We start from the raw sequence: 19,276 nt of genomic DNA, 5'->3' as shown, positions 1-19,276 counted from the left end.
CGCCGGAGATGCCATGAGCTCGACCCCCACCCCATCCGCGACCCCGTCCACGAGCGCACCGGAACCGCGCCTCACCTCGCTGTCCCATGGCGGCGGCTGCGGCTGCAAGATCGCGCCCGGGGTGCTGTCGGAGATCCTCAAGGGCACCAGCGCCCTGCCCGTTCCGAAGGAATTGCTGGTCGGCATCGAGACGGCGGACGATGCCGCGGTCTATCAGCTCAACGACGAGCAGGCGCTCATCGCCACCACCGACTTCTTCATGCCGATCGTCGACGACCCGCACGACTTCGGCCGCATCGCCGCGACGAACGCGATCAGCGACGTGTATGCGATGGGCGGCAAGCCGATCATGGCGCTCGCGCTGGTGGGGATGCCGATCTCGGTGCTGAGCACCGCGACCATCGGCCGCATCCTCGAAGGCGGCGCCTCGGTGTGCCGCGAGGCCGGAATTCCGATCGCCGGCGGACACACCATCGACTCCGTCGAGCCGATCTATGGACTGGTCGCGCTCGGCCTGGTCCATCCGAAGCGGGTGAAGCGCAACGCGGATGCGAGGGCGGGAGACGTGCTGGTGCTCGGCAAGGCGCTGGGGGTGGGCGTGATGTCGGCGGCCCTCAAGAAGAACAAGCTCGACGATGCGGCCTATCTCCGCATGATCGCGACCACGACCAAGCTCAACACCGCCGGGCCGGATCTCGCGGCGCTGGCGGGCGTGCATGCGCTGACGGACGTCACCGGCTTCGGGCTCGCTGGACATGCGCTCGAGATCGCGCGCGGGTCAGGTTGCACGGTGGAGATCGACTGGTCGGCGGTGCCCTTGCTCGAGGGCGTGAGCGCGCTGGCCGGCGATGGCTTCATCACGGGCGCGTCGGGCCGCAATTGGGCCGCGTATGGGGCGGAGGTGTCGCTCGCCGCTGGCTTGCCTTCGCAGGCGCAAGCTCTGCTGAGCGATCCGCAGACCAGCGGTGGGCTGCTGGTGTCTTGCTCGCCCGAGAGCGTGGATGAGGTGATGACCGTCTTCGCGCGACACGGCTTCGATGCGGCGAGCGTGGTGGGACGCGTTGTCCCGGTGAGCGACCGCGCATTGCTCGTCGCTTGAGGGAACGCGCTGCGGCGGACGGCAACGATGCCGTCGCAGCGGATGCAAGGCGGGATACGACGAGTACTGGGGTCGGAGCACCAAAAACAAAGGGCCTCTCGTGAGAGAGGCCCTTGTTCGATTGGTTGCGGGGGCCGGATTTGAACCGACGACCTTTGGGTTATGAGCCCAACGAGCTACCAGACTGCTCCACCCCGCGATCGAAGAAAGAGAGTGTAGCACGGAATATCGGATCGACTCAATCTTCGCGACTCTAAAGTCTCTGGGCGAGCGCGATGGGGACGTCGCTCAGATTCCGGCGGCCTGCAGCGACTGCAGGAATCGCTCAGCGTTCTGGAAACCGATCACTCGCGTGCCGGTCGACAGCTCCTGCCCCTTGGCATCAAAGAAGATCGTTCCCGGCGGGCCGAACAGGTGAAAGCGCTTGAGCAGGTCGCGGTCGTCGGCATTGTTCGCCGTCACGTCGGCCTGCAACAGCACCGCCCCGGCCAGCTTGGCCTGCACACGCGCATCGGAGAAGGTGAATGCCTCCATCTCCTTGCAGGAACGACACCAGTCCGCAGAGAAGTCCAGCATCACCGGCTTACCAGCGCTGCGCAACACCTCGTCAAGCTCGGCGACGCTCTTGACCTTGCGGAAGTGAAGCTCGCCGCTTGACGCCACGCCAGCGCCGGCAGCCCCCTTCGACGCCCCGCCGGAGCCAACCACACCGGCCAGCGGCTTGAGCGTATCGGTGCCGCCTGCGGCGACGCCAATGAACTGCGCCATGCCGAAGACGAGCGCGGCCAGACCGACGCTCTTGCGCAGCCACACGCCTGGCGTGTTGGCGTCGTTGCGCTGGAACAGCCCGAGGAAGGCTGCGACGGCGACCAGGATGGCCCCCCACAACAACTGCGCAATCACGGCCGGCAGCACCGGCTGCACGATCCACAGCGCGACAGCCACCAGCAGCAGGCCGAAGAAGTACTTCACCTGCTCCATCCAGGCGCCAGCGCGCGGCAGCAAGGTGCCCGCCGATACGCCGAGCAGCAGCAGCGGAACACTCATGCCCCACGACAGCGCGAACAGCGCCGAACCGCCCAGCACGACATCGCCGGTCTTGCTGATGTAGACCAGCGCGCCGGCCAGCGGCGCGGCCACGCAGGGGCTCACGATGAACGCGGACAGCGCACCCATGACGAACACGCTGAAGAACTTGCCCGCGGGGAGCTTCTGAGTGACACCGGACACGCCGCCAGTGAAGCGGCTGGGGAGCTGGATTTCGTAGACGCCGAACATCGACAGCGAGAACGCGACCAGCGCCACCGCGAAGAATGTCAGCACCCAGGGCTCCTGCAGGTCGGCAGCCAGCCCGCGTCCAGCAAGACCGGCCGCGACACCCAGCGCCGTGTACACGATGGACATGCCCAGCGAGTAGCTGAAGGCGAGGCTGAAACCACGCGCCCGCGATGGCGCGCTTCCTTGCCCCAAGATGATCGAGGACAGGATGGGCAGCATCGGCAACACGCAAGGCGTCAGCGACAGCAGCACGCCCGCGCCGAAGTACAGCGCCACGATGGTCCAAAGGTTGCCCTTCGCAAGCACGTCCTCGAGCATCGACCCGGTGCCGCCGGCAGCCTCTGGCGCGGCCGCCTTGGCCGACTCGGGGGCTGCCGATTGAACAGGCGCCGCGACGGCACTCGATACACCGAATCCGCTCAGCGCATCCGGTGCGGCACCGATCTTCACCGCGCCGTCGCCACCGAAGCCCTTCAGGCCCAGCGTCAACTCGCTCTTCATCGGCGGATAGCACAGGCCCTTGTCCGCGCAGCCCTGCCCCGTCAGCACCAGCTTCAGGGGGGCCGCCTCGACGGCCTCGACCGGCACCTTGATGCTGAGGTGCTCGCGGTAGGTCTCGACTTCCTTCTGGAAGGTCTCGTCGAACTTGCGCTTGGGCGTCGGCCAGGCGATGTCGCTCAGCTTCCCGCCGGTGGGCTCGAGCTTGAACTGGTCGCGGTACATGTAATAGCCCGGCGCGATCGTGAAGTTCACTTGGAACTCGCGATCTCCCGTCAGCTGCACATCGACCTTGAAGGCCTGTTCGGGATCGAGGAAGTCGTCGGCGCGCGCCGGGCCGGCCAGCAGGCTTGCGGCCAGAGCCGCCATCAGCATCAGGGCCGGCAGCAGGCGTCGCATCAGGGCAGGAAGAGTCATGAACGCGGAACACGCGCGAGTTCGTGGCCCGCGTCGTCTTGTGGTCGGAAAGGCGCGAAGCTTAGCGCCAAGCCGAGGGCCATGACGCTCGCCACACCCCATGCCCTGCCCGCTGTGCGCATATCGTGGATACAAAAGAAAAAAGGCCAGCATTGCTGCTGGCCTTCATGCGCGGATGCGAGTCGCTGAGATTATTCAGCGTCGCCTTCGGCCGCTTCCGGACGGTCAACCAGTTCGACGTACGCCATCGGAGCGTTGTCGCCGACACGGAAACCCATCTTCAGGATGCGGGTGTAGCCGCCCGGACGGGTGGCAAAACGGGGGCCCAGCTCGTTGAACAGCTTGGACACGATGTCGCGGTCGCGCAGGCGATTGAAAGCCAGGCGGCGGTTCGCGAGGGTCGGTTCCTTGGCCAGGGTGATCAGCGGCTCGACGATGCGACGCAGTTCCTTCGCCTTGGGCAGCGTGGTCTTGATCGCTTCGTGTTGCAGCAGCGAGACCGCCATGTTGCGGAACATCGCGGCGCGGTGTTCGCTGGTGCGGTTCAGTTTGCGGAGGCCGTTACGGTGGCGCATGGTGCTTTCCTTCCTTCAGTTATTGCCGGCAGCCGGATCAGGTACTGCCGGGGGCACCGGACAGGTCGAAGGACCCGTCCATTTCAAAAAATCAACGCTTGTCGAGACCTTGGGGCGGCCAGTTCTCGAGACGCGAGCCCAGGGTCAGGCCACGCGAGGCGAGGACTTCCTTGATCTCGTTGAGCGACTTGCGACCCAGGTTCGGGGTCTTCAGCAGCTCGGTCTCGGTGCGCTGGATCAGGTCACCGATGTAATAGATGTTCTCGGCCTTCAGGCAGTTGGCCGAGCGCACGGTCAGTTCGAGCTCGTCGACCGGACGCAGCAGGATCGGATCGAAGCTGCTGGAACGGGCGGCCGGCGCTTGATCGAACACGTCGACCAGGTCGGTGCCTTGCAGCTGCGCGAAGACGGCCATCTGCTCGACCAGGATCTTGGCCGAGGCACGGATCGCTTCCTCCGGGCTGATCGCACCGTTGGTCTCGATTTCCATGACCAGCTTGTCCAGGTCGGTACGCTGCTCGACGCGGGCGTTCTCGACGGCGTAGCTGACGCGCTTCACCGGGCTGAACGAGGCGTCCAGCACGATGCGGCCGATGGCCTTGGTCGGCTCGTCGCCATAGCGACGCATGTTGCCGGGGACGTAGCCGCGGCCCTTCTCGACCTTGATCTGCATGTCCAGCTTGCCGCCTTGCGACAGGTGGGCGATGACGTGCTCGGGATTGATGATCTCGACGTCGTGCGGGGTCTGGATGTCGGCGGCCGTGACCGGGCCTTCACCTTCCTTGCGCAGGACCAGAGTCACTTCCTCACGGTTGTGCAGGCGGAAGACCACACCCTTCAGGTTCAGCATGATGTGAACCACGTCTTCCTGCACGCCGTCGATGGCGGAGTACTCGTGCAGCACGCCCGCGATCGTCACTTCTGTCGGCGCATAACCCACCATCGAGGACAGCAGCACGCGACGCAGGGCGTTGCCCAGCGTGTGGCCATAGCCGCGTTCGAACGGCTCCAGGATCACCTTGGCGCGATGACCGCCCAGGGGCTCCACAGTGATGGATTTGGGTTTGAGCAGATTCGTTTGCATGAGGTCTTTCTTTCAATACCCTCGGTTCGTTACACCGATAAGGCTGAGGGACCAGCCCGGCGCACCCCAGAACAGCTGGCGACACCCGGACGAGGAAATGCCGAGCCGGCCCAGTGAGGGCCGCTCGGCAGGCACGAAAGAATTAACGCGAGTACAACTCAACGATCAGCGATTCGTTGATCTCGGCGCCGAACTCGTCGCGATCCGGCGTCTTCTTGAAGATGCCTTCCAGCTTCGTCGCGTCGACGGCCACCCAGGCCGGCAGACCGATCGACTCGGCCAGCTTCAGGCTGTCGATGATGCGCAGCTGCTTCTTGGCCTTTTCGCGGACGGCGACCACGTCACCGGCCTTCACCAGGTAGGAAGCGATGTTCACGACTTGGCCGTTCACGGTGATGCTCTTGTGCGAGACCAGCTGGCGGGCTTCCGCGCGGGTCGAGCCGAAGCCCATGCGATAGACGACATTGTCCAGACGCGATTCCAGCAGGACCAGCAGGTTCACGCCGGTCGAGCCCTTGCGGCGCTCGGCTTCGGCGAAGTAGCGGCGGAACTGGCGCTCCAGCACGCCGTACATGCGCTTGACCTTCTGCTTTTCACGCAGCTGCAGACCGAAGTCGGACGTGCGCTGACCCGAAGTGCGGCCGTGCTGACCCGGCTTGGTGTCGAACTTGGCCTTGTCGCTGATGGCGCGGCGGGCGCTCTTCAGGAACAGGTCGGTGCCTTCACGGCGGGAGAGTTTGGCCTTCGGGCCGAGGTAACGTGCCACTTTGCGTGTCCTTCATCAATCTGACGCGCGCCCGGAAACATTCCAGGCATCGCGCGAGTCCGGCCAGTGTTTTTCTAAGCTCGGACGGTGGGCTTCAAGAAGTCAGCGACTTCAGCGGAACCGGTGTCTCCACCGGCTCGTGCGAAGCCCGCGTTTCCGCGAGCTTCAGCAAAACGGCCGGCTGGCACTCACGCGCCAGCCGGCTGGATCGAAACGAATCGGAGATTATCGCACTAAACGGCAATCCCTGATCGCCGACGCTTAGATGCGGCGGCGCTTCTGCGGACGGCAGCCGTTGTGCGGCACGGGCGTCACGTCAGAGATCGAGTTGATGCGGATGCCGAGAGCAGCCAGGGCACGCACCGACGACTCGCGACCCGGGCCGGGGCCCTTGATCTTGACGTCCAGGTTCTTGATGCCCTGTTCTTGAGCAGCGCGGCCAGCCACTTCGGCAGCCACCTGGGCAGCGAAGGGGGTCGACTTGCGCGAGCCCTTGAAGCCTTGGCCGCCCGAAGAGGCCCAGGACAGAGCGCCACCTTGACGATCGGTGATCGTGATGATGGTGTTGTTGAACGAGGCGTGGACGTGGGCGATGCCGTCGGCAACGTTCTTCCGAACCTTCTTGCGAACGCGCTGGGCAGCCGAGTTATTGGGTGCTTTTGCCATGGTGAGCTTTCTTCAGGTTGCCGCGATTACTTCTTGCCGGTAGCCGCCGACTTGCGCGGACCCTTGCGGGTGCGGGCATTCGTGCGGGTACGCTGACCGCGAACCGGCAGGCCACGGCGATGGCGGAAGCCACGATAGCAACCCAGGTCCATCAGACGCTTGATGTTGATGGACATCTCGCGACGCAGGTCGCCTTCGATGGTCATGCGACCGACTTCCTCACGGATCTTTTCCAGATCGGAGTCGTTCAGGTCCTTGACCTTCTTGTCAAACGGGATGCCGCAAGTCGTGCAGATCTTCTGAGCGGTCGTACGGCCAATGCCGTAGATCGAGGTCAGACCGATCTCCGTGTGCTTGTGCGGCGGAATGTTGATACCAGCGATACGTGCCATTTGCGTCCTCTAATTCGCTTGCGGTGTTGCCAATCAGCCTTGACGCTGCTTGTGGCGCGGATCGGTACAGATCACACGCACCACGCCATTGCGACGGATGATCTTGCAATTGCGGCACATCTTCTTGACGGATGCCGAAACTTTCATGGTCTGCTCCTTGACCTAACTTTTGCTCAAACAGCGTTGATCCGGGGGTTGCTAGAAGCTCACTTCGCCCGGAACACGATGCGAGCACGACTCAAATCGTACGGCGTCAGTTCGACGGTCACTTTGTCACCAGGAAGGATGCGGATGTAGTGCATCCGCATCTTTCCCGAGATGTGTCCGAGAACGACATGACCGTTCTCCAGCTTGACTCTGAAGGTTGCATTCGGGAGGTTCTCGATAACCTCACCCTGCATCTGGATGACGTCGTCTTTCGCCATACCTTCGAGTTTTTGCTGGATTGGGTCCGATATGTTATTACCAGCCAGCCTGGTGCTTCAGTTGGGCTTGAAGCTCGCCTTCTTCAGCAGGGACTCGTACTGTTGGCTCATCACATAGGACTGGACCTGAGCCCAGAAGTCCATGGTGACGACCACGATGATCAACAGTGACGTGCCACCGAAGTAGAACGGGACGTTGTACTTCAGCGTCAGGAACTCAGGCAGCAGACACACGCCGGTGATGTACACCGCGCCCGCCAGCGTCAGCCGGGACAGGATCTTGTCGATGTGCCGCGCCGTTTGATCACCAGGACGAATCCCGGGGATGAACGCGCCGCTCTTCTTCAGGTTGTCCGCGGTCTCACGGCTGTTGAAGACCAGGGCCGTATAGAAGAAGCAGAAGAACACGATCGCGGCCGAGTACAGCAGCACGTAGATCGGCTGACCCGGGCGAAGCATGTCCGCCGCATCCTTCAGCCACCGCATGCTATCGCCGGTTGCGAACCAGCTGACCAGCGTGGTCGGCAGCAGGATGATCGACGACGCGAAGATCGGCGGGATCACGCCCGACATGTTCAGCTTCAGCGGCAGATGCGAACTCTGGCCACCGTACACCTTGTTCCCGACCTGTCGCTTGGCATAGTTCACCAGGATCTTGCGCTGACCGCGCTCGACGAACACGACCAGGTAGGTCACGCCGCCGATGATCGCGATGACGATCAGGCACGAGATCACGGACATCGCACCGGTACGCACCAGCTCCAGCAGACCACCGATGGCGCCCGGCAGACCTGCCGCGATACCACCGAAGATCAGGATCGAGATGCCGTTGCCCAGACCGCGCTCGGTGATCTGCTCACCCAGCCACATCAGGAACATCGTGCCAGCCACCAGGCTGGTCACCGTCGTCACGCGGAAGCCGAAGCCCGGGTTCAGCACCAAGTTCTGCGCGCTCTCGAGGGCGAAAGCAATGCTCAAGCTCTGGAAGATCGCCAGCCCCAACGTGCCGTAGCGCGTGTACTGGGTGATCTTGCGGCGCCCTGCCTCACCTTCCTTCTTCAGCGCTTCCAGCGACGGCACCACGTAGGTCATGAGCTGCATGACGATCGAGGCCGAGATGTAGGGCATGATGCCCAGCGCGAAGACGGTGAAGCGCGACAGCGCACCGCCCGAGAACATGTTGAACAGGCTCAGGATCCCGCCCTGCTGGCCCTTGAACAGCTGCTGAAGCTGCGCCGGATCGATACCGGGCACGGGGATATGCGCCCCAATGCGGTAGACCACCAGCGCGAGTACCAGGAACACCAGTCGACGACGCAGGTCGCCGAACTTGCCGCTCTTGGCCAACTGGGATGCGTTGCTTGCCACTGCCGCCTAGTCCTGTGCTTGGCTGATTAAGCGACGGAGCCGCCGGCTGCCTCGATGGCAGCCTTCGCGCCGGCCGTCACGCCCAGACCCTTGATCGACACCTTGCGGGCGATCTCGCCGGACTTGATGACCTTGACGGTCTTGGCGAGCTCGGACACCAGGCCGACAGCCTTCAGCGTCAGCAGATCGATCTCGTCACCGGTCAGGGCATTCAGCTCGGACAGCGTCACTTCGGCGACGAAGGGACGAGCCAGCGACTTGAAGCCACGCTTCGGCAGGCGACGCTGCAGAGGCATCTGGCCGCCTTCGAAGCCGACCTTGTGGTAGCCACCGGCACGCGACTTCTGACCCTTGTGACCACGACCAGCGGTCTTGCCCAGACCAGAGCCGATGCCACGGCCCACGCGACGCTTGGCGTGCTTGGCACCAGCAGCGGGCTTGATGGTATTGAGTTGCATCTTCTGTTCCTCGTTGATGCCGTGCCTTACAGCACCTGCACCAGGTAGGCGATCTTGTTGATCATGCCGCGGACCGCGGGCGTGTCTTCCAGGGTCTTCGTGCTGTTCAGCTTGCGCAGACCCAGGCCGACCACCGTCGCGCGGTGATCCGCGCGGCAGCCGATCGGGCTGCGGACCAGCTTGACGGTCAGAGTTTTCTTATCAGACATGTCTAGCTCCTGGCGATCAGTTGAAGATCTCTTCAACCGTCTTGCCGCGCTTGGCCGCCACTTGGGACGGCGTGGAGCAGCGCTTCAGCGCGTCCAGCGTGGCACGAACCATGTTGTACGGGTTGGTCGAACCGTGGCTCTTGGTCACGATGTCGGTCACGCCCATCACTTCGAAGACGGCACGCATCGGGCCGCCGGCGATGACGCCGGTACCGACAGGAGCCGGAGCCATGATCACGTGCGCTGCGCCATGCTCACCCACCACGTTGTGCTGGATGGTGCCGTTCTTCAGCTGGACCTTGATCATGTTGCGGCGGGCCGATTCCATCGCCTTTTGCACGGCGACGGGCACTTCCTTGGCCTTGCCCTTGCCCATGCCGATGCGGCCATCGCCGTCACCGACCACGGTCAGAGCAGCGAAAGACAGCGTACGGCCGCCCTTCACAACCTTCGTGACGCGGTTGACCGCGATCATCTTTTCCTTCAGGCCGTCGTCGTTGCCTTCGGTCTGCGCGCGGGGTTGAAACTTTGCCATTTCCTAATCCTTTGTGCGTCAGAACTGCAGGCCGGCTTCGCGAGCGGCTTCAGCCAGGGCCTTGACACGGCCGTGGTAGGCGAAGCCCGAACGGTCGAAAGCGACCTTCTCGACGCCAGCAGCCTTCGCCTTCTCGGCGATGCGCTTGCCGATCAGGGCGGCGGCGGCAACGTTGCCACCCTTGCCCGACAGCTGGGTACGCACGTCCTTCTCGACGGTGGAGGCCGAAGCCACCACACGTTGGCCGTCTTCGGAAATGACCGAAGCGTAGATGTGCAGGTTCGAGCGGAAGACCGTCAGACGGGCCACGCGCTGGAGAGCGATGCGAGCACGCGTTTGACGCGAACGACGCAGGCGTTGTTCCTTCTTGTTCAGCATGGCGCGGCTCCTTACTTCTTCTTGGTCTCTTTGAGGGAGACCTTCTCGTCGGCGTAACGGATGCCCTTGCCCTTGTAGGGCTCCGGCGGACGGATCGCGCGCACTTCAGCGGCGATCTGACCGACGACCTGGCGATCCGCACCCTTGATCAGGATTTCGGTCTGGGTCGGGCACTCGACCTTGATACCAGCCGGCATGTCCTTGACGACCGGGTGCGAGAACCCGATCTGCAGGTTCAGCTTCTGGCCTTGAGCCTGGGCGCGGAAACCCACGCCAACCAGGTTCAGCTTCTTCTCGAAGCCCTTGCTCACGCCGTTGACCATGTTGTTCAACAGCGCGCGCATCGTGCCGCTCATCGCATCGGCGTCCGCCGATTCGCTGTTCGGAACGAAGGTCAGCTTGCCGCCTTCCGACTTGACCGTCACCAGAGGGTTCACGGCCACGAACAGGGTGCCTTGGGCGCCCTTGACGCTGATCTTGTCAGCTGCGATCGCGACATCCACGCCTTGCGGGACGACGACCGGCATTTTTCCAACGCGGGACATTGTCTGTCTCTCCTTGGCTTAGGCGACGTAGCAAAGCACTTCGCCGCCGACACCGGCTTGACGCGCTTTGCGGTCGGTCATCACACCCTTGGGCGTGGTGACGATCGCCACACCCAGGCCATTCATGACCTGAGGAATGTCGTGGCGGCCCTTGTAGATGCGCAGGCCGGGACGGCTCACGCGCTCGATGCGCTCGATCACCGGACGACCGGCGTAATACTTCAGCGCGATCTCGAGTTCCGGGCGGGCAGCGTCACCGCGCACCGCGAAGTCGTCGATATAGCCTTCATCCTTCAGGACCTTGGCGATCGCGACCTTCAGCTTGGAGGAAGGCATCACGACGCTGGCCTTCTCAACGCTTTGGGCGTTGCGAATGCGGGTCAGCATATCGGCGATAGGATCACTCATGCTCATACGAAATCTCCTAAACCTGCCGATTACCAGCTGGCCTTGACGACACCGGGGATGTCGCCCTTGAAGGCCAGCTCACGAATCTTGTTACGAGCCAGGCCGAACTTGCGGAACGTGCCGCGGGGGCGGCCGGTCAGTTCGCAGCGGTTGCGCTGGCGGGTCGGGTTGGCGTTCCGGGGCAGCTTCTGCAGCTCCAGGCGGGCCAGATAGCGCTCTTCGTCCGACTTCTTGCTGTCGTCGATGATGGCCTTCAGTTCCGCGTACTTCTTGGCGTACTTGGCGACCAGTTGGGCGCGCTTCAGCTCACGTTGCTTAATCGAGAGTTTTGCCACGGGTCACCTCAGTTCTTGAACGGGAACTTGAACGCAGCCAGCAGAGCCTTGGCTTCGTCGTCCGTCTTGGCCGTCGTCGTGATGCTGATGTTCAGACCACGCAGAGCATCCACCTTGTCGTACTCGATTTCGGGGAAGATGATCTGTTCCTTGACGCCGATGTTGTAGTTGCCGCGACCGTCGAACGAACGACCCGAGATACCGCGGAAGTCACGCACGCGCGGCAGAGCCACGGTCACGAAGCGGTCCAGGAATTCGTACATCGTGGCGCCACGCAGGGTCACCATGCAGCCGATAGGCACGCCGTCACGGATCTTGAAGCCGGCGATCGCCTTCTTCGACTTCGTGACCACGGGCTTCTGGCCTGCGATCTTGGTCAGGTCGCTGACGGCGTGGTCCATGACCTTCTTGTCGGCGACCGCCTCGCTCACGCCCATGTTCAGCGTGATCTTGGTGATGCGCGGCACTTCCATCACGGACTTGTAGCCGAACTTCTCGGTCAGACCGGGGACGACCTTCTCGCGATAGAACTCTTGCAAACGAGCCATGTCTTACCCCTTAGGCCTTGATCTCTTCGCCGGTCGACTTGAACACGCGCACCCGCTTGCCGTCGGCGCCGAGCTTGATGCCCACGCGATCGGCCTTGCCGGAAGCGGCGTTGAAGATCGCCACGTTGGATTGATGGATGGGCATGGACTTGTCGACGATGCCGCCAGTCGTACCCTTCAGCGGGTTCGGCTTGACGTGCTTCTTGACGACGTTGATGCCATCGATCACGACGTGATCGACGTCAACGCGCAGCGTCACGGTGCCGCGCTTACCCTTGTCGCGGCCGGTCAGAACGATGACCTCGTCGCCTTTGCGAATCTTGTTCATGGCAATACCTTTGTCTGAGCGGGGCTTAGAGCACCTCAGGCGCCAGCGACACGATCTTCATGAAGCGCTCGGTACGCAGTTCACGCGTGACCGGGCCGAAGATGCGGGTGCCGATGGGCTCCAGCTTGGCGTTCAGCAGCACGGCGGCATTGCCGTCGAACTTGACCAGGGAGCCGTCTTGACGACGCACGCCCTTGGCCGTGCGCACGACCACCGCGTTATAGACCTCGCCCTTTTTGACGCGGCCACGCGGCGCAGCTTCCTTGATGCTGACCTTGATGATGTCGCCAATATGGGCATACCGACGCTTGGAACCACCAAGCACCTTGATGCACATGACGGACTTGGCGCCAGTGTTGTCCGCGACGTCGAGTCGCGATTGCATTTGGATCATGTCTGTCCCCAACTTTTCCCGCGCAGGCAACTGCGACCATCGCAGCCATCCAGAGCGGTCAGTCTTGGGCCCGTAAGCCAATCACTCGTCGCGTTGCGGCGACCCGCGTCTGGCCTTCATGGGCAAGAAACCGAGAACCGAAGGCGGCTGTTCGTTGCGCTAGTCAAAGAACCCGTCGAGCGACGGAACCACCATTCGGCGAAGCTGCGGATTATGCTGGAAGCACAACCCGCTTGTCAACTGTCGCATGCCGGCACCACCGGAGATCCAGTGGTGCCGCGGCCTCACAGGGCCTTGGCCTGAGCCAGCATCGTGCCGGCATCGCTGACCTCGAACTTGCCCGGCGCCTCGATGTTCAGCGACTTGACCACGCCGTCCTTGACGAGCATCGAGTAGCGCTGAGACCGAAGGCCCATGCCACGCGCCACCAGGTCCAGCGTCAGGCCCGCAGCCTGCGTGAATGCCGCGCTGCCGTCCGCCATCATCCGCACCTTGCCGGCCGTCTTCTGGTCACGGCCCCAGGCGCCCATCACGAATGCATCGTTGACCGACACGCACCAGATCTCGTCGACGCCAGCCGCCTTCAGGTCGTCCGCTCCTGCCACATAGCCGGGCACGTGCTGAGCGGAGCAGGTCGGCGTGAAGGCACCAGGCAACGCGAAGATCGCGACGGTCTTGCCCGCGGTCGCCTTCTCGATGTCAAAACTGTTCGGCCCGAGCGAGCAACCCTCGCCCTCGACTTCGATGAATTCCTGCAGTTGGCCCGCCGGCAGACGATCACCCACTTTCAGCATGAGACGCTCCTGTTTGCTGTTGATTGATGGATTGGAAGCGGCGAAGTTTGCCGCCAGAAATGAAAAATGGCCGGACACCGGGTATTCCGGGTTCCAGCCATTTGGGATCGGGACGTCACCATCCCGATCGCGAGGGCGGCGCCACCGATGCAGCGCCTCCGAGATCAGACCAGCTGAGCCTTCTCGACCAAGCGGGTCACGACCCAGCTCTTGGTCTTCGACAGCGGACGGCCTTCGGCGATCTCGACGATGTCGCCCATCTTGTATTCGCCGTTCTCGTCATGAGCGTGGTACTTGCGCGAGCGAGCCACGATCTTGCCGTACAGCTCGTGCTTGGCACGACGCTCAACCAGCACGGTCACGGTCTTGGCGCGCTTGTCGCTGACGACCTTGCCGACCAGGGTGCGGGTGTTCTTCTCTTGAGCTTGCGTCATTTCGCGGCTCCCTTCTTCTCGGCCAGGATGGTCTTGGCGCGGGCGATGTCGCGACGCGTGTTGCCCAGCACCGAAGTGTTGGTCAACTGTTGCGTGGCCTTTTGCATGCGCAGACCAAAGTGGGCCTTCAGCAGATCGGTGACTTCCTTTTCCAGGGCAGCCACGTCTTTCGCGCGCAGTTCAGATGCTTTCATGGGATGTTCTCCAATCAGGCGCCGAGCTGGCGAGTCACGAAGGTGCAACGCAGGGGCAGCTTGGCAGCGGCCAGCGTGAACGCTTCGCGCGCCAGTGCCTCGGGCACGCCATTGACCTCGTAGAGCACCTTGCCGGGCTGGATCTCAGCCACGTAGTACTCCGGGTTGCCCTTACCGTTACCCATACGGACTTCGGCAGGCTTTTGCGAGATCGGCTTGTCCGGGAAGATCCGGATGAAGATCCGGCCACCGCGCTTGATGTGACGCGAGATCGCGCGGCGAGCCGCTTCGATCTGGCGAGCCGTGATACGGCCGCGCTCGGTAGCCTTCAGGCCGAAGTCACCGAAAGCGACGGTCGCGCCGCGGGTCGCAACACCAGTGTTGCGGCCCTTTTGCTCCTTGCGATATTTGCGACGAGCGGGTTGCAGCATGTTGAGTTCTCCTTACGCCTGGCCGCCGTCAGCGGCGGGCTTGCGCACCACACGCTTCGCAGCAGGCTTGTCGCCGCCTTCGGCAGGCTTGTCGCCACGACCACGGCCACCCGGAGCGCCCGGACGGGCGTTACGGCGCGGACGACGGTCATCCTCGGCACCCGGGGGGGTGTTGATCACGGGAGCCTCGCCATTGGCCAGGCGGTCGCCGCGATACACCCACACCTTGACGCCGATCACGCCGTAGGTGGTCTTGGCTTCGGAGAAGCCGTAATCGATGTCAGCCTTCAGGGTGTGCAGGGGCACACGGCCTTCGCGATACCACTCGGTACGAGCGATTTCGATGCCGTTCAGACGGCCGGCGGACATGATCTTGATGCCTTGGGCGCCCAGACGCATCGCGTTCTGCATCGCGCGCTTCATCGCACGACGGAACATGATGCGCTTTTCGAGCTGCTGAGTGATCGAGTCGGCGATCAGCTGGGCATCGATCTCGGGCTTGCGCACTTCTTCGATGTTGACAGCGACGGGCACGCCCAGACGCTTGGCCAGCTCGGCCTTCAGGTTCTCGATGTCCTCGCCCTTCTTGCCGATCACGACGCCCGGACGAGCCGAGAAGATCGTGATGCGAGCGTTCTTGGCCGGGCGCTCGATCAGGATGCGCGAAACGGCGGCGTTCTTCAGCTTGGCCTTCAGGAAGTCGCGGACTTGCAGATCTTCGGCCAGCATGCTGGCGAAGTTCTGGTTGTTCGCGTACCAGCGCGACGCCCAGTTACGGGTGACGGGCAGGCGGAAGCCAGTCGGATGAATTTTCTGTCCCATAGTCTTCCTTCAGGCTCAGTTGCCGACGGTCACGTAGATATGGCAGGTCGGCTTGCTGATGCGGTTGCCGCGGCCCTTGGCGCGCGCGGAGAACCGCTTCAGCGTGGTGCCCTGCTCCACGTAGATCGAAGTGACCTTCAGCTCGTCAATGTCGGCACCGTCGTTGTGCTCAGCATTGGCGATCGCCGATTCCAGCGCCTTCTTGATGATCAGCGCGGCCTTCTTCTGGGTGAACTCCAGGATGTTCAGCGCTTGATCCACCTTCTTGCCGCGGATCAGGTCCGCCACCAGGCGGCCCTTATCGAACGACAGGCGGACGCCACGAACGATTGCTTTGGTTTCCATCGTCGTCATCCTTACTTCTTGCCGGCCTTCTTGTCGGCCGGGTGGCCCTTGAAGGTGCGGGTCAGAGCGAATTCACCCAGCTTGTGACCGACCATCTGGTCAGACACATAGACCGGCACGTGCTGCTTGCCGTTGTGCACGGCGATCGTCAGACCGATGAACTCGGGCAGGATCGTCGAGCGACGCGACCAGGTCTTGATGGGCTTCTTGTCCTTGTTGGCAACGGCCTTGTCGACCTTCGCCTGCAAGTGATGGTCCACGAAGGGACCCTTTTTGAGGGAACGAGCCATGGTGGTCTACCCCTTACTTCTTGCGACGCGAGACGATGAAGGTCTGCGTGCGCTTGTTGTTGCGAGTGCGGTAGCCCTTCGTCAGGGTGTTCCACGGCGACACAGGGGCCTGACCTTCACCCGTACGACCCTCACCACCACCGTGCGGGTGGTCGACCGGGTTCATGGCGGTACCACGCACGGTCGGGCGGATGCCCTTCCAGCGGATGGCGCCGGCCTTGCCGTACTGACGCAGGCTGTGCTCTTCGTTGCTCACTTCACCGATGGTGGCGCGGCAGTCGATGTGCACGCGGCGGACTTCGCCGGAGCGCAGACGCAGCTGGGCGTACATGCCGTCACGGGCCATCAGGACCACCGAGGTACCGGCGGAACGAGCAATCTGGGCACCCTTGCTCGGCAGCATTTCCACGCAGTGGATCGTCGAACCCACGGGGATGTTGCGGATGGGCAGGGTGTTGCCGACCTTGATCGGGGCTTCAGCGCCGCTCAGGATCGTGGAACCCACTTCCAGGTTGCGCGGAGCGATGATGTAGCGACGCTCGCCGTCGGCATAGCACACCAGAGCGATGTGAGCCGTACGGTTCGGGTCGTACTCGATACGCTCGACCTTCGCCGGGATGCCGTCCTTGTTGCGACGGAAGTCCACCACGCGGTAGTGGTGCTTGTGACCACCGCCCTTGTGGCGCATCGTGATGTGACCGTTGTTGTTACGGCCAGACTTTTGCTTCTGCGGCTCGAGCAGCGAAGCCTCGGGAGCGCCCTTGTGGAGGTGCTTGTGCACCACCTTCACCACGCCACGACGGCCAGGCGAAGTCGGCTTGACTTTAACGACGGCCATTACGCAGCCTCCCCGGAGAAGTTGAGCTCCTGGCCAGCCTTCAGCGACACGTACGCCTTCTTGACGTGGTCGCGACGGCCCAGACGGCCACCGAAGCGCTTGGTCTTGCCCTTGACGTTGACGATGTTCACCGCCTCGACCTCGACCTTGAACATCAGTTCAACAGCGGCCTTGACTTCGGGCTTGGTGGCGTCGCGCAGGACCTTGAACAGGACTTGGTTGTGCTTTTCGCCAGCCATCGTGGCCTTCTCGGACACGATCGGAGCGAGCAGCACCTTGGCCAGACGGCCTTCAGCAAACTTGGGCGCGCTCATGCCAGCATCTCCTTCAGTTGCTCGATCGCAGCCTTGGTCACCAGCACCTTCTTGTAGAAGACCAGCGACAGCGGATCGACGTAGCGCGGCTCGACGACCAGCACGTTGGGCAGGTTGCGCGATGCCAGCAGCAGGTTGTCGTCGACCTGGTCGGAGATCACCATGACGTGATCCAGACCCATGGCCTTGAGCTTCGAGGCCAGCAGCTTGGTCTTCGGGGCTTCGATCGAGATCGAGTCCACGACAGCCAGGCGGCCTTCGCGAGCCAGCTGCGACAGGATGGCGGCCATGCCGGCGCGGTACATCTTCTTGTTCAGCTTGTGCGAGAAGTTCTCGTCAGGCTTGTTCGGGAAGATGCGACCACCCCCACGCCACAGCGGCGAGGAGGTCATACCAGCACGCGCGTTGCCGGTGCCCTTTTGACGGAACGGCTTCTTCGTCGAGTGACGGACTTCAGCGCGGGTCAGCTGGGCGCGAGTGCCTTGACGGGCGTTGGCCTGATAGGCCACGACCACCTGGTGCACCAGGGCTTCGTTGTAATCACGAGCGAAAAGGGTGTCGGGAGCGTCGACCTTCGACGTTGCCTGACCCTGCTCATTCAGGAGCTCGAGTTGCATCAGTTGGCTCCCTTCTTGACCTTGACCTTGACGGCCGGACGGATCACGACGAATCCTTCCTTCGCGCCAGGAACGGCACCGCGCACCAGCACCAGCTGGCGGGCTTCGTCGATGCGGACGACGTCCAGGTTCTGGACGGTCACGGTGACGTCGCCGAGGTGGCCGGACATCTTCTTGCCCGGGAACACGCGGCCCGGATCCTGTGCCATCGAGATGGAGCCAGGAACGTTGTGCGAGCGGCTGTTACCGTGCGAAGCGCGCTGCGAACCGAAGTTGTGGCGCTTGATGGTGCCTGCGAAGCCCTTACCAATCGAGGTGCCTTGCACGTCGACCAGCTGACCGGCTTCGAACAGCGTCACGGGGACTTGCGCGCCGGGCTTGTACTCGGCGGCAACGTCGGCCTCGACGCGGAATTCTTGGATGATTTCGCCAGCTTCGACACCAGCCTTGGCGAGGTGACCCGCTTCCGGCTTGGTGACGCGGGACGCCTTGCGCGCACCGTAGGTCACCTGAATGGCGCTGTAGCCGTCGATTTCGTCGGTCTTGATCTGGGTCACGCGGTTGTTGGACACGTCCAGCACGGTCACGGGCACGGTATCACCGTCGGCCGTGAACACACGCATCATGCCCACCTTGCGGCCCAGCAAGCCGAGGCGGCGTTTGCTAAGACTCATGGTTTTCTCCTGACTTCCACCCCACGACGGAGACACCGCCGGCTGGGTTGGTTGTCATTTCACACACCCGACATCGATTGGCCGGGCTGACAAGCACAACAACGTCAATGAGTCGGAGGTAAAGGCCCCTGACCCATCGTCGACGTCATGCGACGAAGCCGCACCAGGAAATCCCGGCGCGGAAAAGCTTGCGAGTATAGCGCCAAGCCCCTGAACACCGCAAGCGCAGCGTGTCGGCAGGCCTGGCGCGACAGGGCTGCCGGAATGAAAAAAGCGACCCGAAGGTCGCCTTTCATGACGAGCACCGGAAGCCCGGCACCCGAGCCGCACGCCATGGCGTGCGGCCGACTGCATTACTGCAGCTTGATCTCGACGTCCACGCCGGCCGGCAGGTCCAGCTTCATCAGCGCGTCGACCGTCTTGTCGGTCGGATCGACGATGTCCATCAGACGCTGGTGGGTGCGGATTTCAAACTGGTCGCGCGAGGTCTTGTTGACGTGCGGCGAACGCAGGATGTCGAAACGTTCCTTGCGGGTCGGCAGGGGCACCGGGCCCTTGACGATCGCGCCGGTGCGCTTGGCGGTGTCCACGATTTCCAGAGCCGATTGGTCGATCAGCTTGTAATCGAAGGCCTTCAGCCGGATGCGGATCTTTTGCTTGGTAGACATGACTTTTCCTTCAAAGAGCGACGCAATGCCCCAGGCACTGCGGAGGCAGCGATGGCGCCACCAGGGTCCGAGCGCGCCGCCCGCCGAAGCGGGACGGCACCTTCACCGGCACCTGGTGGGCACCAGCAGACGATTTACTCGATGATGGT

General features: G+C 63.0%; 32 protein-coding genes and 1 tRNA gene. 1 reads left to right on the top strand and 32 read right to left on the bottom strand.

Features of this window, described 5'->3' with window-relative positions; translation table 11 throughout:
* Window positions 1–13: 13 nt before the first annotated feature.
* Window positions 14–1,099, top strand: coding sequence for a selenide, water dikinase SelD (selD, locus tag MCHT01_RS10275; RefSeq protein ID WP_067065211.1), 1,086 nt, complete (start codon window positions 14–16; stop codon window positions 1,097–1,099).
* A 122-nt stretch (window positions 1,100–1,221) separates the two neighbouring features.
* Here selD and MCHT01_RS10270 read toward each other — a convergent pair.
* From MCHT01_RS10270 to rpsJ, 32 genes are all read right to left on the bottom strand, one after another.
* Window positions 1,222–1,298: transfer RNA gene (locus MCHT01_RS10270), tRNA-Met, on the bottom strand.
* An 89-nt stretch (window positions 1,299–1,387) separates the two neighbouring features.
* A complete protein-coding gene (gene dsbD / locus MCHT01_RS10265; RefSeq protein WP_067065210.1) occupies window positions 1,388–3,274 on the bottom strand; it encodes a protein-disulfide reductase DsbD in 1,887 nt (628 codons plus the stop codon).
* A 209-nt stretch (window positions 3,275–3,483) separates the two neighbouring features.
* Window positions 3,484–3,867, bottom strand: coding sequence for a 50S ribosomal protein L17 (rplQ, locus tag MCHT01_RS10260; RefSeq protein ID WP_067065208.1), 384 nt, complete (start codon window positions 3,865–3,867; stop codon window positions 3,484–3,486).
* 91 nt (window positions 3,868–3,958) lie between these two features.
* On the bottom strand, window positions 3,959–4,951 hold the full coding sequence (locus MCHT01_RS10255; RefSeq protein WP_067065206.1) for a DNA-directed RNA polymerase subunit alpha: 993 nt from the start codon (window positions 4,949–4,951) through the stop codon (window positions 3,959–3,961).
* Window positions 4,952–5,093: 142 nt separating this feature from the next.
* Window positions 5,094–5,717, bottom strand: coding sequence for a 30S ribosomal protein S4 (gene rpsD, locus MCHT01_RS10250; RefSeq protein WP_067065205.1), 624 nt, complete (start codon window positions 5,715–5,717; stop codon window positions 5,094–5,096).
* Window positions 5,718–5,978: 261 nt separating this feature from the next.
* Complete coding sequence (gene rpsK, locus MCHT01_RS10245; RefSeq protein ID WP_056194196.1) at window positions 5,979–6,383, bottom strand: 30S ribosomal protein S11; 405 nt, start codon at window positions 6,381–6,383, stop codon at window positions 5,979–5,981.
* A 26-nt stretch (window positions 6,384–6,409) separates the two neighbouring features.
* The gene (gene rpsM / locus MCHT01_RS10240) at window positions 6,410–6,775 is read right to left on the bottom strand and encodes a 30S ribosomal protein S13 (protein WP_067065203.1); all 366 of its coding nucleotides are present in this window, start codon (window positions 6,773–6,775) and stop codon (window positions 6,410–6,412) included.
* Window positions 6,776–6,808: 33 nt separating this feature from the next.
* Window positions 6,809–6,922: a 50S ribosomal protein L36 gene (gene rpmJ / locus MCHT01_RS25585; protein ID WP_058933616.1), complete on the bottom strand. Its 114-nt coding sequence runs from the start codon at window positions 6,920–6,922 to the stop codon at window positions 6,809–6,811.
* Between the two features lie 59 nt (window positions 6,923–6,981).
* Window positions 6,982–7,200 (bottom strand): translation initiation factor IF-1, encoded by a 219-nt coding sequence (gene infA / locus MCHT01_RS10235; protein ID WP_004521905.1) that lies wholly within the window; start codon window positions 7,198–7,200, stop codon window positions 6,982–6,984.
* Between the two features lie 57 nt (window positions 7,201–7,257).
* Window positions 7,258–8,568, bottom strand: a complete 1,311-nt coding sequence (gene secY / locus MCHT01_RS10230) for a preprotein translocase subunit SecY (RefSeq protein ID WP_067065202.1) — start codon at window positions 8,566–8,568, stop codon at window positions 7,258–7,260.
* Between the two features lie 26 nt (window positions 8,569–8,594).
* On the bottom strand, window positions 8,595–9,026 hold the full coding sequence (rplO, locus tag MCHT01_RS10225) for a 50S ribosomal protein L15 (protein ID WP_067065200.1): 432 nt from the start codon (window positions 9,024–9,026) through the stop codon (window positions 8,595–8,597).
* Between the two features lie 26 nt (window positions 9,027–9,052).
* The gene (gene rpmD, locus MCHT01_RS10220) at window positions 9,053–9,235 is read right to left on the bottom strand and encodes a 50S ribosomal protein L30 (RefSeq protein WP_067065198.1); all 183 of its coding nucleotides are present in this window, start codon (window positions 9,233–9,235) and stop codon (window positions 9,053–9,055) included.
* Between the two features lie 16 nt (window positions 9,236–9,251).
* Entirely contained in the window at window positions 9,252–9,770 is a 519-nt protein-coding gene (rpsE, locus tag MCHT01_RS10215) for a 30S ribosomal protein S5 (protein WP_067065197.1), read from the bottom strand.
* 18 nt (window positions 9,771–9,788) lie between these two features.
* Entirely contained in the window at window positions 9,789–10,148 is a 360-nt protein-coding gene (gene rplR / locus MCHT01_RS10210; RefSeq protein ID WP_067065195.1) for a 50S ribosomal protein L18, read from the bottom strand.
* 11 nt (window positions 10,149–10,159) lie between these two features.
* Entirely contained in the window at window positions 10,160–10,693 is a 534-nt protein-coding gene (gene rplF / locus MCHT01_RS10205) for a 50S ribosomal protein L6 (protein WP_067065194.1), read from the bottom strand.
* An 18-nt stretch (window positions 10,694–10,711) separates the two neighbouring features.
* Entirely contained in the window at window positions 10,712–11,107 is a 396-nt protein-coding gene (rpsH, locus tag MCHT01_RS10200; protein WP_058933609.1) for a 30S ribosomal protein S8, read from the bottom strand.
* Between the two features lie 23 nt (window positions 11,108–11,130).
* Window positions 11,131–11,436 (bottom strand): 30S ribosomal protein S14, encoded by a 306-nt coding sequence (gene rpsN, locus MCHT01_RS10195; RefSeq protein WP_067065192.1) that lies wholly within the window; start codon window positions 11,434–11,436, stop codon window positions 11,131–11,133.
* Between the two features lie 8 nt (window positions 11,437–11,444).
* The gene (gene rplE / locus MCHT01_RS10190) at window positions 11,445–11,984 is read right to left on the bottom strand and encodes a 50S ribosomal protein L5 (protein ID WP_067065190.1); all 540 of its coding nucleotides are present in this window, start codon (window positions 11,982–11,984) and stop codon (window positions 11,445–11,447) included.
* Between the two features lie 10 nt (window positions 11,985–11,994).
* Window positions 11,995–12,312: a 50S ribosomal protein L24 gene (gene rplX / locus MCHT01_RS10185; protein ID WP_067065188.1), complete on the bottom strand. Its 318-nt coding sequence runs from the start codon at window positions 12,310–12,312 to the stop codon at window positions 11,995–11,997.
* Between the two features lie 25 nt (window positions 12,313–12,337).
* Complete coding sequence (gene rplN / locus MCHT01_RS10180) at window positions 12,338–12,706, bottom strand: 50S ribosomal protein L14 (protein ID WP_058933605.1); 369 nt, start codon at window positions 12,704–12,706, stop codon at window positions 12,338–12,340.
* Window positions 12,707–12,990: 284 nt separating this feature from the next.
* On the bottom strand, window positions 12,991–13,500 hold the full coding sequence (locus MCHT01_RS10175) for a peroxiredoxin (protein WP_067065186.1): 510 nt from the start codon (window positions 13,498–13,500) through the stop codon (window positions 12,991–12,993).
* A 164-nt stretch (window positions 13,501–13,664) separates the two neighbouring features.
* The gene (gene rpsQ / locus MCHT01_RS10170; RefSeq protein WP_067065185.1) at window positions 13,665–13,934 is read right to left on the bottom strand and encodes a 30S ribosomal protein S17; all 270 of its coding nucleotides are present in this window, start codon (window positions 13,932–13,934) and stop codon (window positions 13,665–13,667) included.
* A complete protein-coding gene (gene rpmC, locus MCHT01_RS10165) occupies window positions 13,931–14,128 on the bottom strand; it encodes a 50S ribosomal protein L29 (protein ID WP_067065183.1) in 198 nt (65 codons plus the stop codon). The genes rpsQ and rpmC overlap by 4 nt, the downstream gene beginning before the upstream one ends.
* A gap of 14 nt (window positions 14,129–14,142) precedes the next feature.
* Complete coding sequence (gene rplP, locus MCHT01_RS10160) at window positions 14,143–14,559, bottom strand: 50S ribosomal protein L16 (protein ID WP_067065182.1); 417 nt, start codon at window positions 14,557–14,559, stop codon at window positions 14,143–14,145.
* A gap of 12 nt (window positions 14,560–14,571) precedes the next feature.
* Entirely contained in the window at window positions 14,572–15,381 is an 810-nt protein-coding gene (gene rpsC, locus MCHT01_RS10155; protein WP_067065181.1) for a 30S ribosomal protein S3, read from the bottom strand.
* Window positions 15,382–15,396: 15 nt separating this feature from the next.
* The gene (gene rplV / locus MCHT01_RS10150) at window positions 15,397–15,726 is read right to left on the bottom strand and encodes a 50S ribosomal protein L22 (protein WP_058937144.1); all 330 of its coding nucleotides are present in this window, start codon (window positions 15,724–15,726) and stop codon (window positions 15,397–15,399) included.
* An 11-nt stretch (window positions 15,727–15,737) separates the two neighbouring features.
* Window positions 15,738–16,016, bottom strand: a complete 279-nt coding sequence (gene rpsS / locus MCHT01_RS10145) for a 30S ribosomal protein S19 (protein WP_067065180.1) — start codon at window positions 16,014–16,016, stop codon at window positions 15,738–15,740.
* Window positions 16,017–16,029: 13 nt separating this feature from the next.
* Window positions 16,030–16,854 (bottom strand): 50S ribosomal protein L2, encoded by an 825-nt coding sequence (gene rplB, locus MCHT01_RS10140; protein WP_067065175.1) that lies wholly within the window; start codon window positions 16,852–16,854, stop codon window positions 16,030–16,032.
* Window positions 16,854–17,168 carry a 50S ribosomal protein L23 gene (gene rplW, locus MCHT01_RS10135; RefSeq protein WP_067065174.1) on the bottom strand — a complete coding sequence of 105 codons (315 nt, stop codon included), beginning with the start codon at window positions 17,166–17,168 and terminating at the stop codon, window positions 16,854–16,856. Before rplW ends, rplB begins: the two co-directional genes overlap by 1 nt.
* Complete coding sequence (gene rplD / locus MCHT01_RS10130) at window positions 17,165–17,785, bottom strand: 50S ribosomal protein L4 (protein WP_067065172.1); 621 nt, start codon at window positions 17,783–17,785, stop codon at window positions 17,165–17,167. The genes rplW and rplD overlap by 4 nt, the downstream gene beginning before the upstream one ends.
* A complete protein-coding gene (rplC, locus tag MCHT01_RS10125) occupies window positions 17,785–18,459 on the bottom strand; it encodes a 50S ribosomal protein L3 (RefSeq protein ID WP_067065171.1) in 675 nt (224 codons plus the stop codon). Before rplC ends, rplD begins: the two co-directional genes overlap by 1 nt.
* A gap of 353 nt (window positions 18,460–18,812) precedes the next feature.
* Window positions 18,813–19,127, bottom strand: a complete 315-nt coding sequence (gene rpsJ, locus MCHT01_RS10120; protein ID WP_067065169.1) for a 30S ribosomal protein S10 — start codon at window positions 19,125–19,127, stop codon at window positions 18,813–18,815.
* Window positions 19,128–19,276: the final 149 nt, after the last annotated feature.

The sequence above is a fragment of the Mitsuaria chitosanitabida ATCC BAA-476 = NBRC 102408 genome (genome assembly GCF_001598255.1).
GTDB lineage: Bacteria > Pseudomonadota > Gammaproteobacteria > Burkholderiales > Burkholderiaceae_C > Roseateles > Roseateles chitosanitabidus.
This window is presented reverse-complemented; position numbering and strand designations above follow the sequence as displayed.

Bases quoted from the DNA above. Each gene is read 5' to 3' on its own strand.
- selD (WP_067065211.1), top strand. From the start codon at position 14: ATGAGCTCGACCCCCACCCCATCCGCGACCCCGTCCACGAGCGCACCG.
- dsbD (WP_067065210.1), bottom strand. From the start codon at position 3,274: ATGCGACGCCTGCTGCCGGCCCTGATGCTGATGGCGGCTCTGGCCGCA.
- rplQ (WP_067065208.1), bottom strand. From the start codon at position 3,867: ATGCGCCACCGTAACGGCCTCCGCAAACTGAACCGCACCAGCGAACAC.
- MCHT01_RS10255 (WP_067065206.1), bottom strand. From the start codon at position 4,951: ATGCAAACGAATCTGCTCAAACCCAAATCCATCACTGTGGAGCCCCTG.
- rpsK (WP_056194196.1), bottom strand. From the start codon at position 6,383: ATGGCAAAAGCACCCAATAACTCGGCTGCCCAGCGCGTTCGCAAGAAG.
- rpsM (WP_067065203.1), bottom strand. From the start codon at position 6,775: ATGGCACGTATCGCTGGTATCAACATTCCGCCGCACAAGCACACGGAG.
- rpmJ (WP_058933616.1), bottom strand. From the start codon at position 6,922: ATGAAAGTTTCGGCATCCGTCAAGAAGATGTGCCGCAATTGCAAGATC.
- infA (WP_004521905.1), bottom strand. From the start codon at position 7,200: ATGGCGAAAGACGACGTCATCCAGATGCAGGGTGAGGTTATCGAGAAC.
- rplO (WP_067065200.1), bottom strand. From the start codon at position 9,026: ATGCAACTCAATACCATCAAGCCCGCTGCTGGTGCCAAGCACGCCAAG.
- rpmD (WP_067065198.1), bottom strand. From the start codon at position 9,235: ATGTCTGATAAGAAAACTCTGACCGTCAAGCTGGTCCGCAGCCCGATC.
- rpsE (WP_067065197.1), bottom strand. From the start codon at position 9,770: ATGGCAAAGTTTCAACCCCGCGCGCAGACCGAAGGCAACGACGACGGC.
- rplR (WP_067065195.1), bottom strand. From the start codon at position 10,148: ATGCTGAACAAGAAGGAACAACGCCTGCGTCGTTCGCGTCAAACGCGT.
- rplF (WP_067065194.1), bottom strand. From the start codon at position 10,693: ATGTCCCGCGTTGGAAAAATGCCGGTCGTCGTCCCGCAAGGCGTGGAT.
- rpsH (WP_058933609.1), bottom strand. From the start codon at position 11,107: ATGAGCATGAGTGATCCTATCGCCGATATGCTGACCCGCATTCGCAAC.
- rplE (WP_067065190.1), bottom strand. From the start codon at position 11,984: ATGGCTCGTTTGCAAGAGTTCTATCGCGAGAAGGTCGTCCCCGGTCTG.
- rplX (WP_067065188.1), bottom strand. From the start codon at position 12,312: ATGAACAAGATTCGCAAAGGCGACGAGGTCATCGTTCTGACCGGCCGC.
- rplN (WP_058933605.1), bottom strand. From the start codon at position 12,706: ATGATCCAAATGCAATCGCGACTCGACGTCGCGGACAACACTGGCGCC.
- MCHT01_RS10175 (WP_067065186.1), bottom strand. From the start codon at position 13,500: ATGCTGAAAGTGGGTGATCGTCTGCCGGCGGGCCAACTGCAGGAATTC.
- rpsQ (WP_067065185.1), bottom strand. From the start codon at position 13,934: ATGACGCAAGCTCAAGAGAAGAACACCCGCACCCTGGTCGGCAAGGTC.
- rpmC (WP_067065183.1), bottom strand. From the start codon at position 14,128: ATGAAAGCATCTGAACTGCGCGCGAAAGACGTGGCTGCCCTGGAAAAG.
- rplP (WP_067065182.1), bottom strand. From the start codon at position 14,559: ATGCTGCAACCCGCTCGTCGCAAATATCGCAAGGAGCAAAAGGGCCGC.
- rpsC (WP_067065181.1), bottom strand. From the start codon at position 15,381: ATGGGACAGAAAATTCATCCGACTGGCTTCCGCCTGCCCGTCACCCGT.
- rplV (WP_058937144.1), bottom strand. From the start codon at position 15,726: ATGGAAACCAAAGCAATCGTTCGTGGCGTCCGCCTGTCGTTCGATAAG.
- rpsS (WP_067065180.1), bottom strand. From the start codon at position 16,016: ATGGCTCGTTCCCTCAAAAAGGGTCCCTTCGTGGACCATCACTTGCAG.
- rplB (WP_067065175.1), bottom strand. From the start codon at position 16,854: ATGGCCGTCGTTAAAGTCAAGCCGACTTCGCCTGGCCGTCGTGGCGTG.
- rplW (WP_067065174.1), bottom strand. From the start codon at position 17,168: ATGAGCGCGCCCAAGTTTGCTGAAGGCCGTCTGGCCAAGGTGCTGCTC.
- rplD (WP_067065172.1), bottom strand. From the start codon at position 17,785: ATGCAACTCGAGCTCCTGAATGAGCAGGGTCAGGCAACGTCGAAGGTC.
- rplC (WP_067065171.1), bottom strand. From the start codon at position 18,459: ATGAGTCTTAGCAAACGCCGCCTCGGCTTGCTGGGCCGCAAGGTGGGC.
- rpsJ (WP_067065169.1), bottom strand. From the start codon at position 19,127: ATGTCTACCAAGCAAAAGATCCGCATCCGGCTGAAGGCCTTCGATTAC.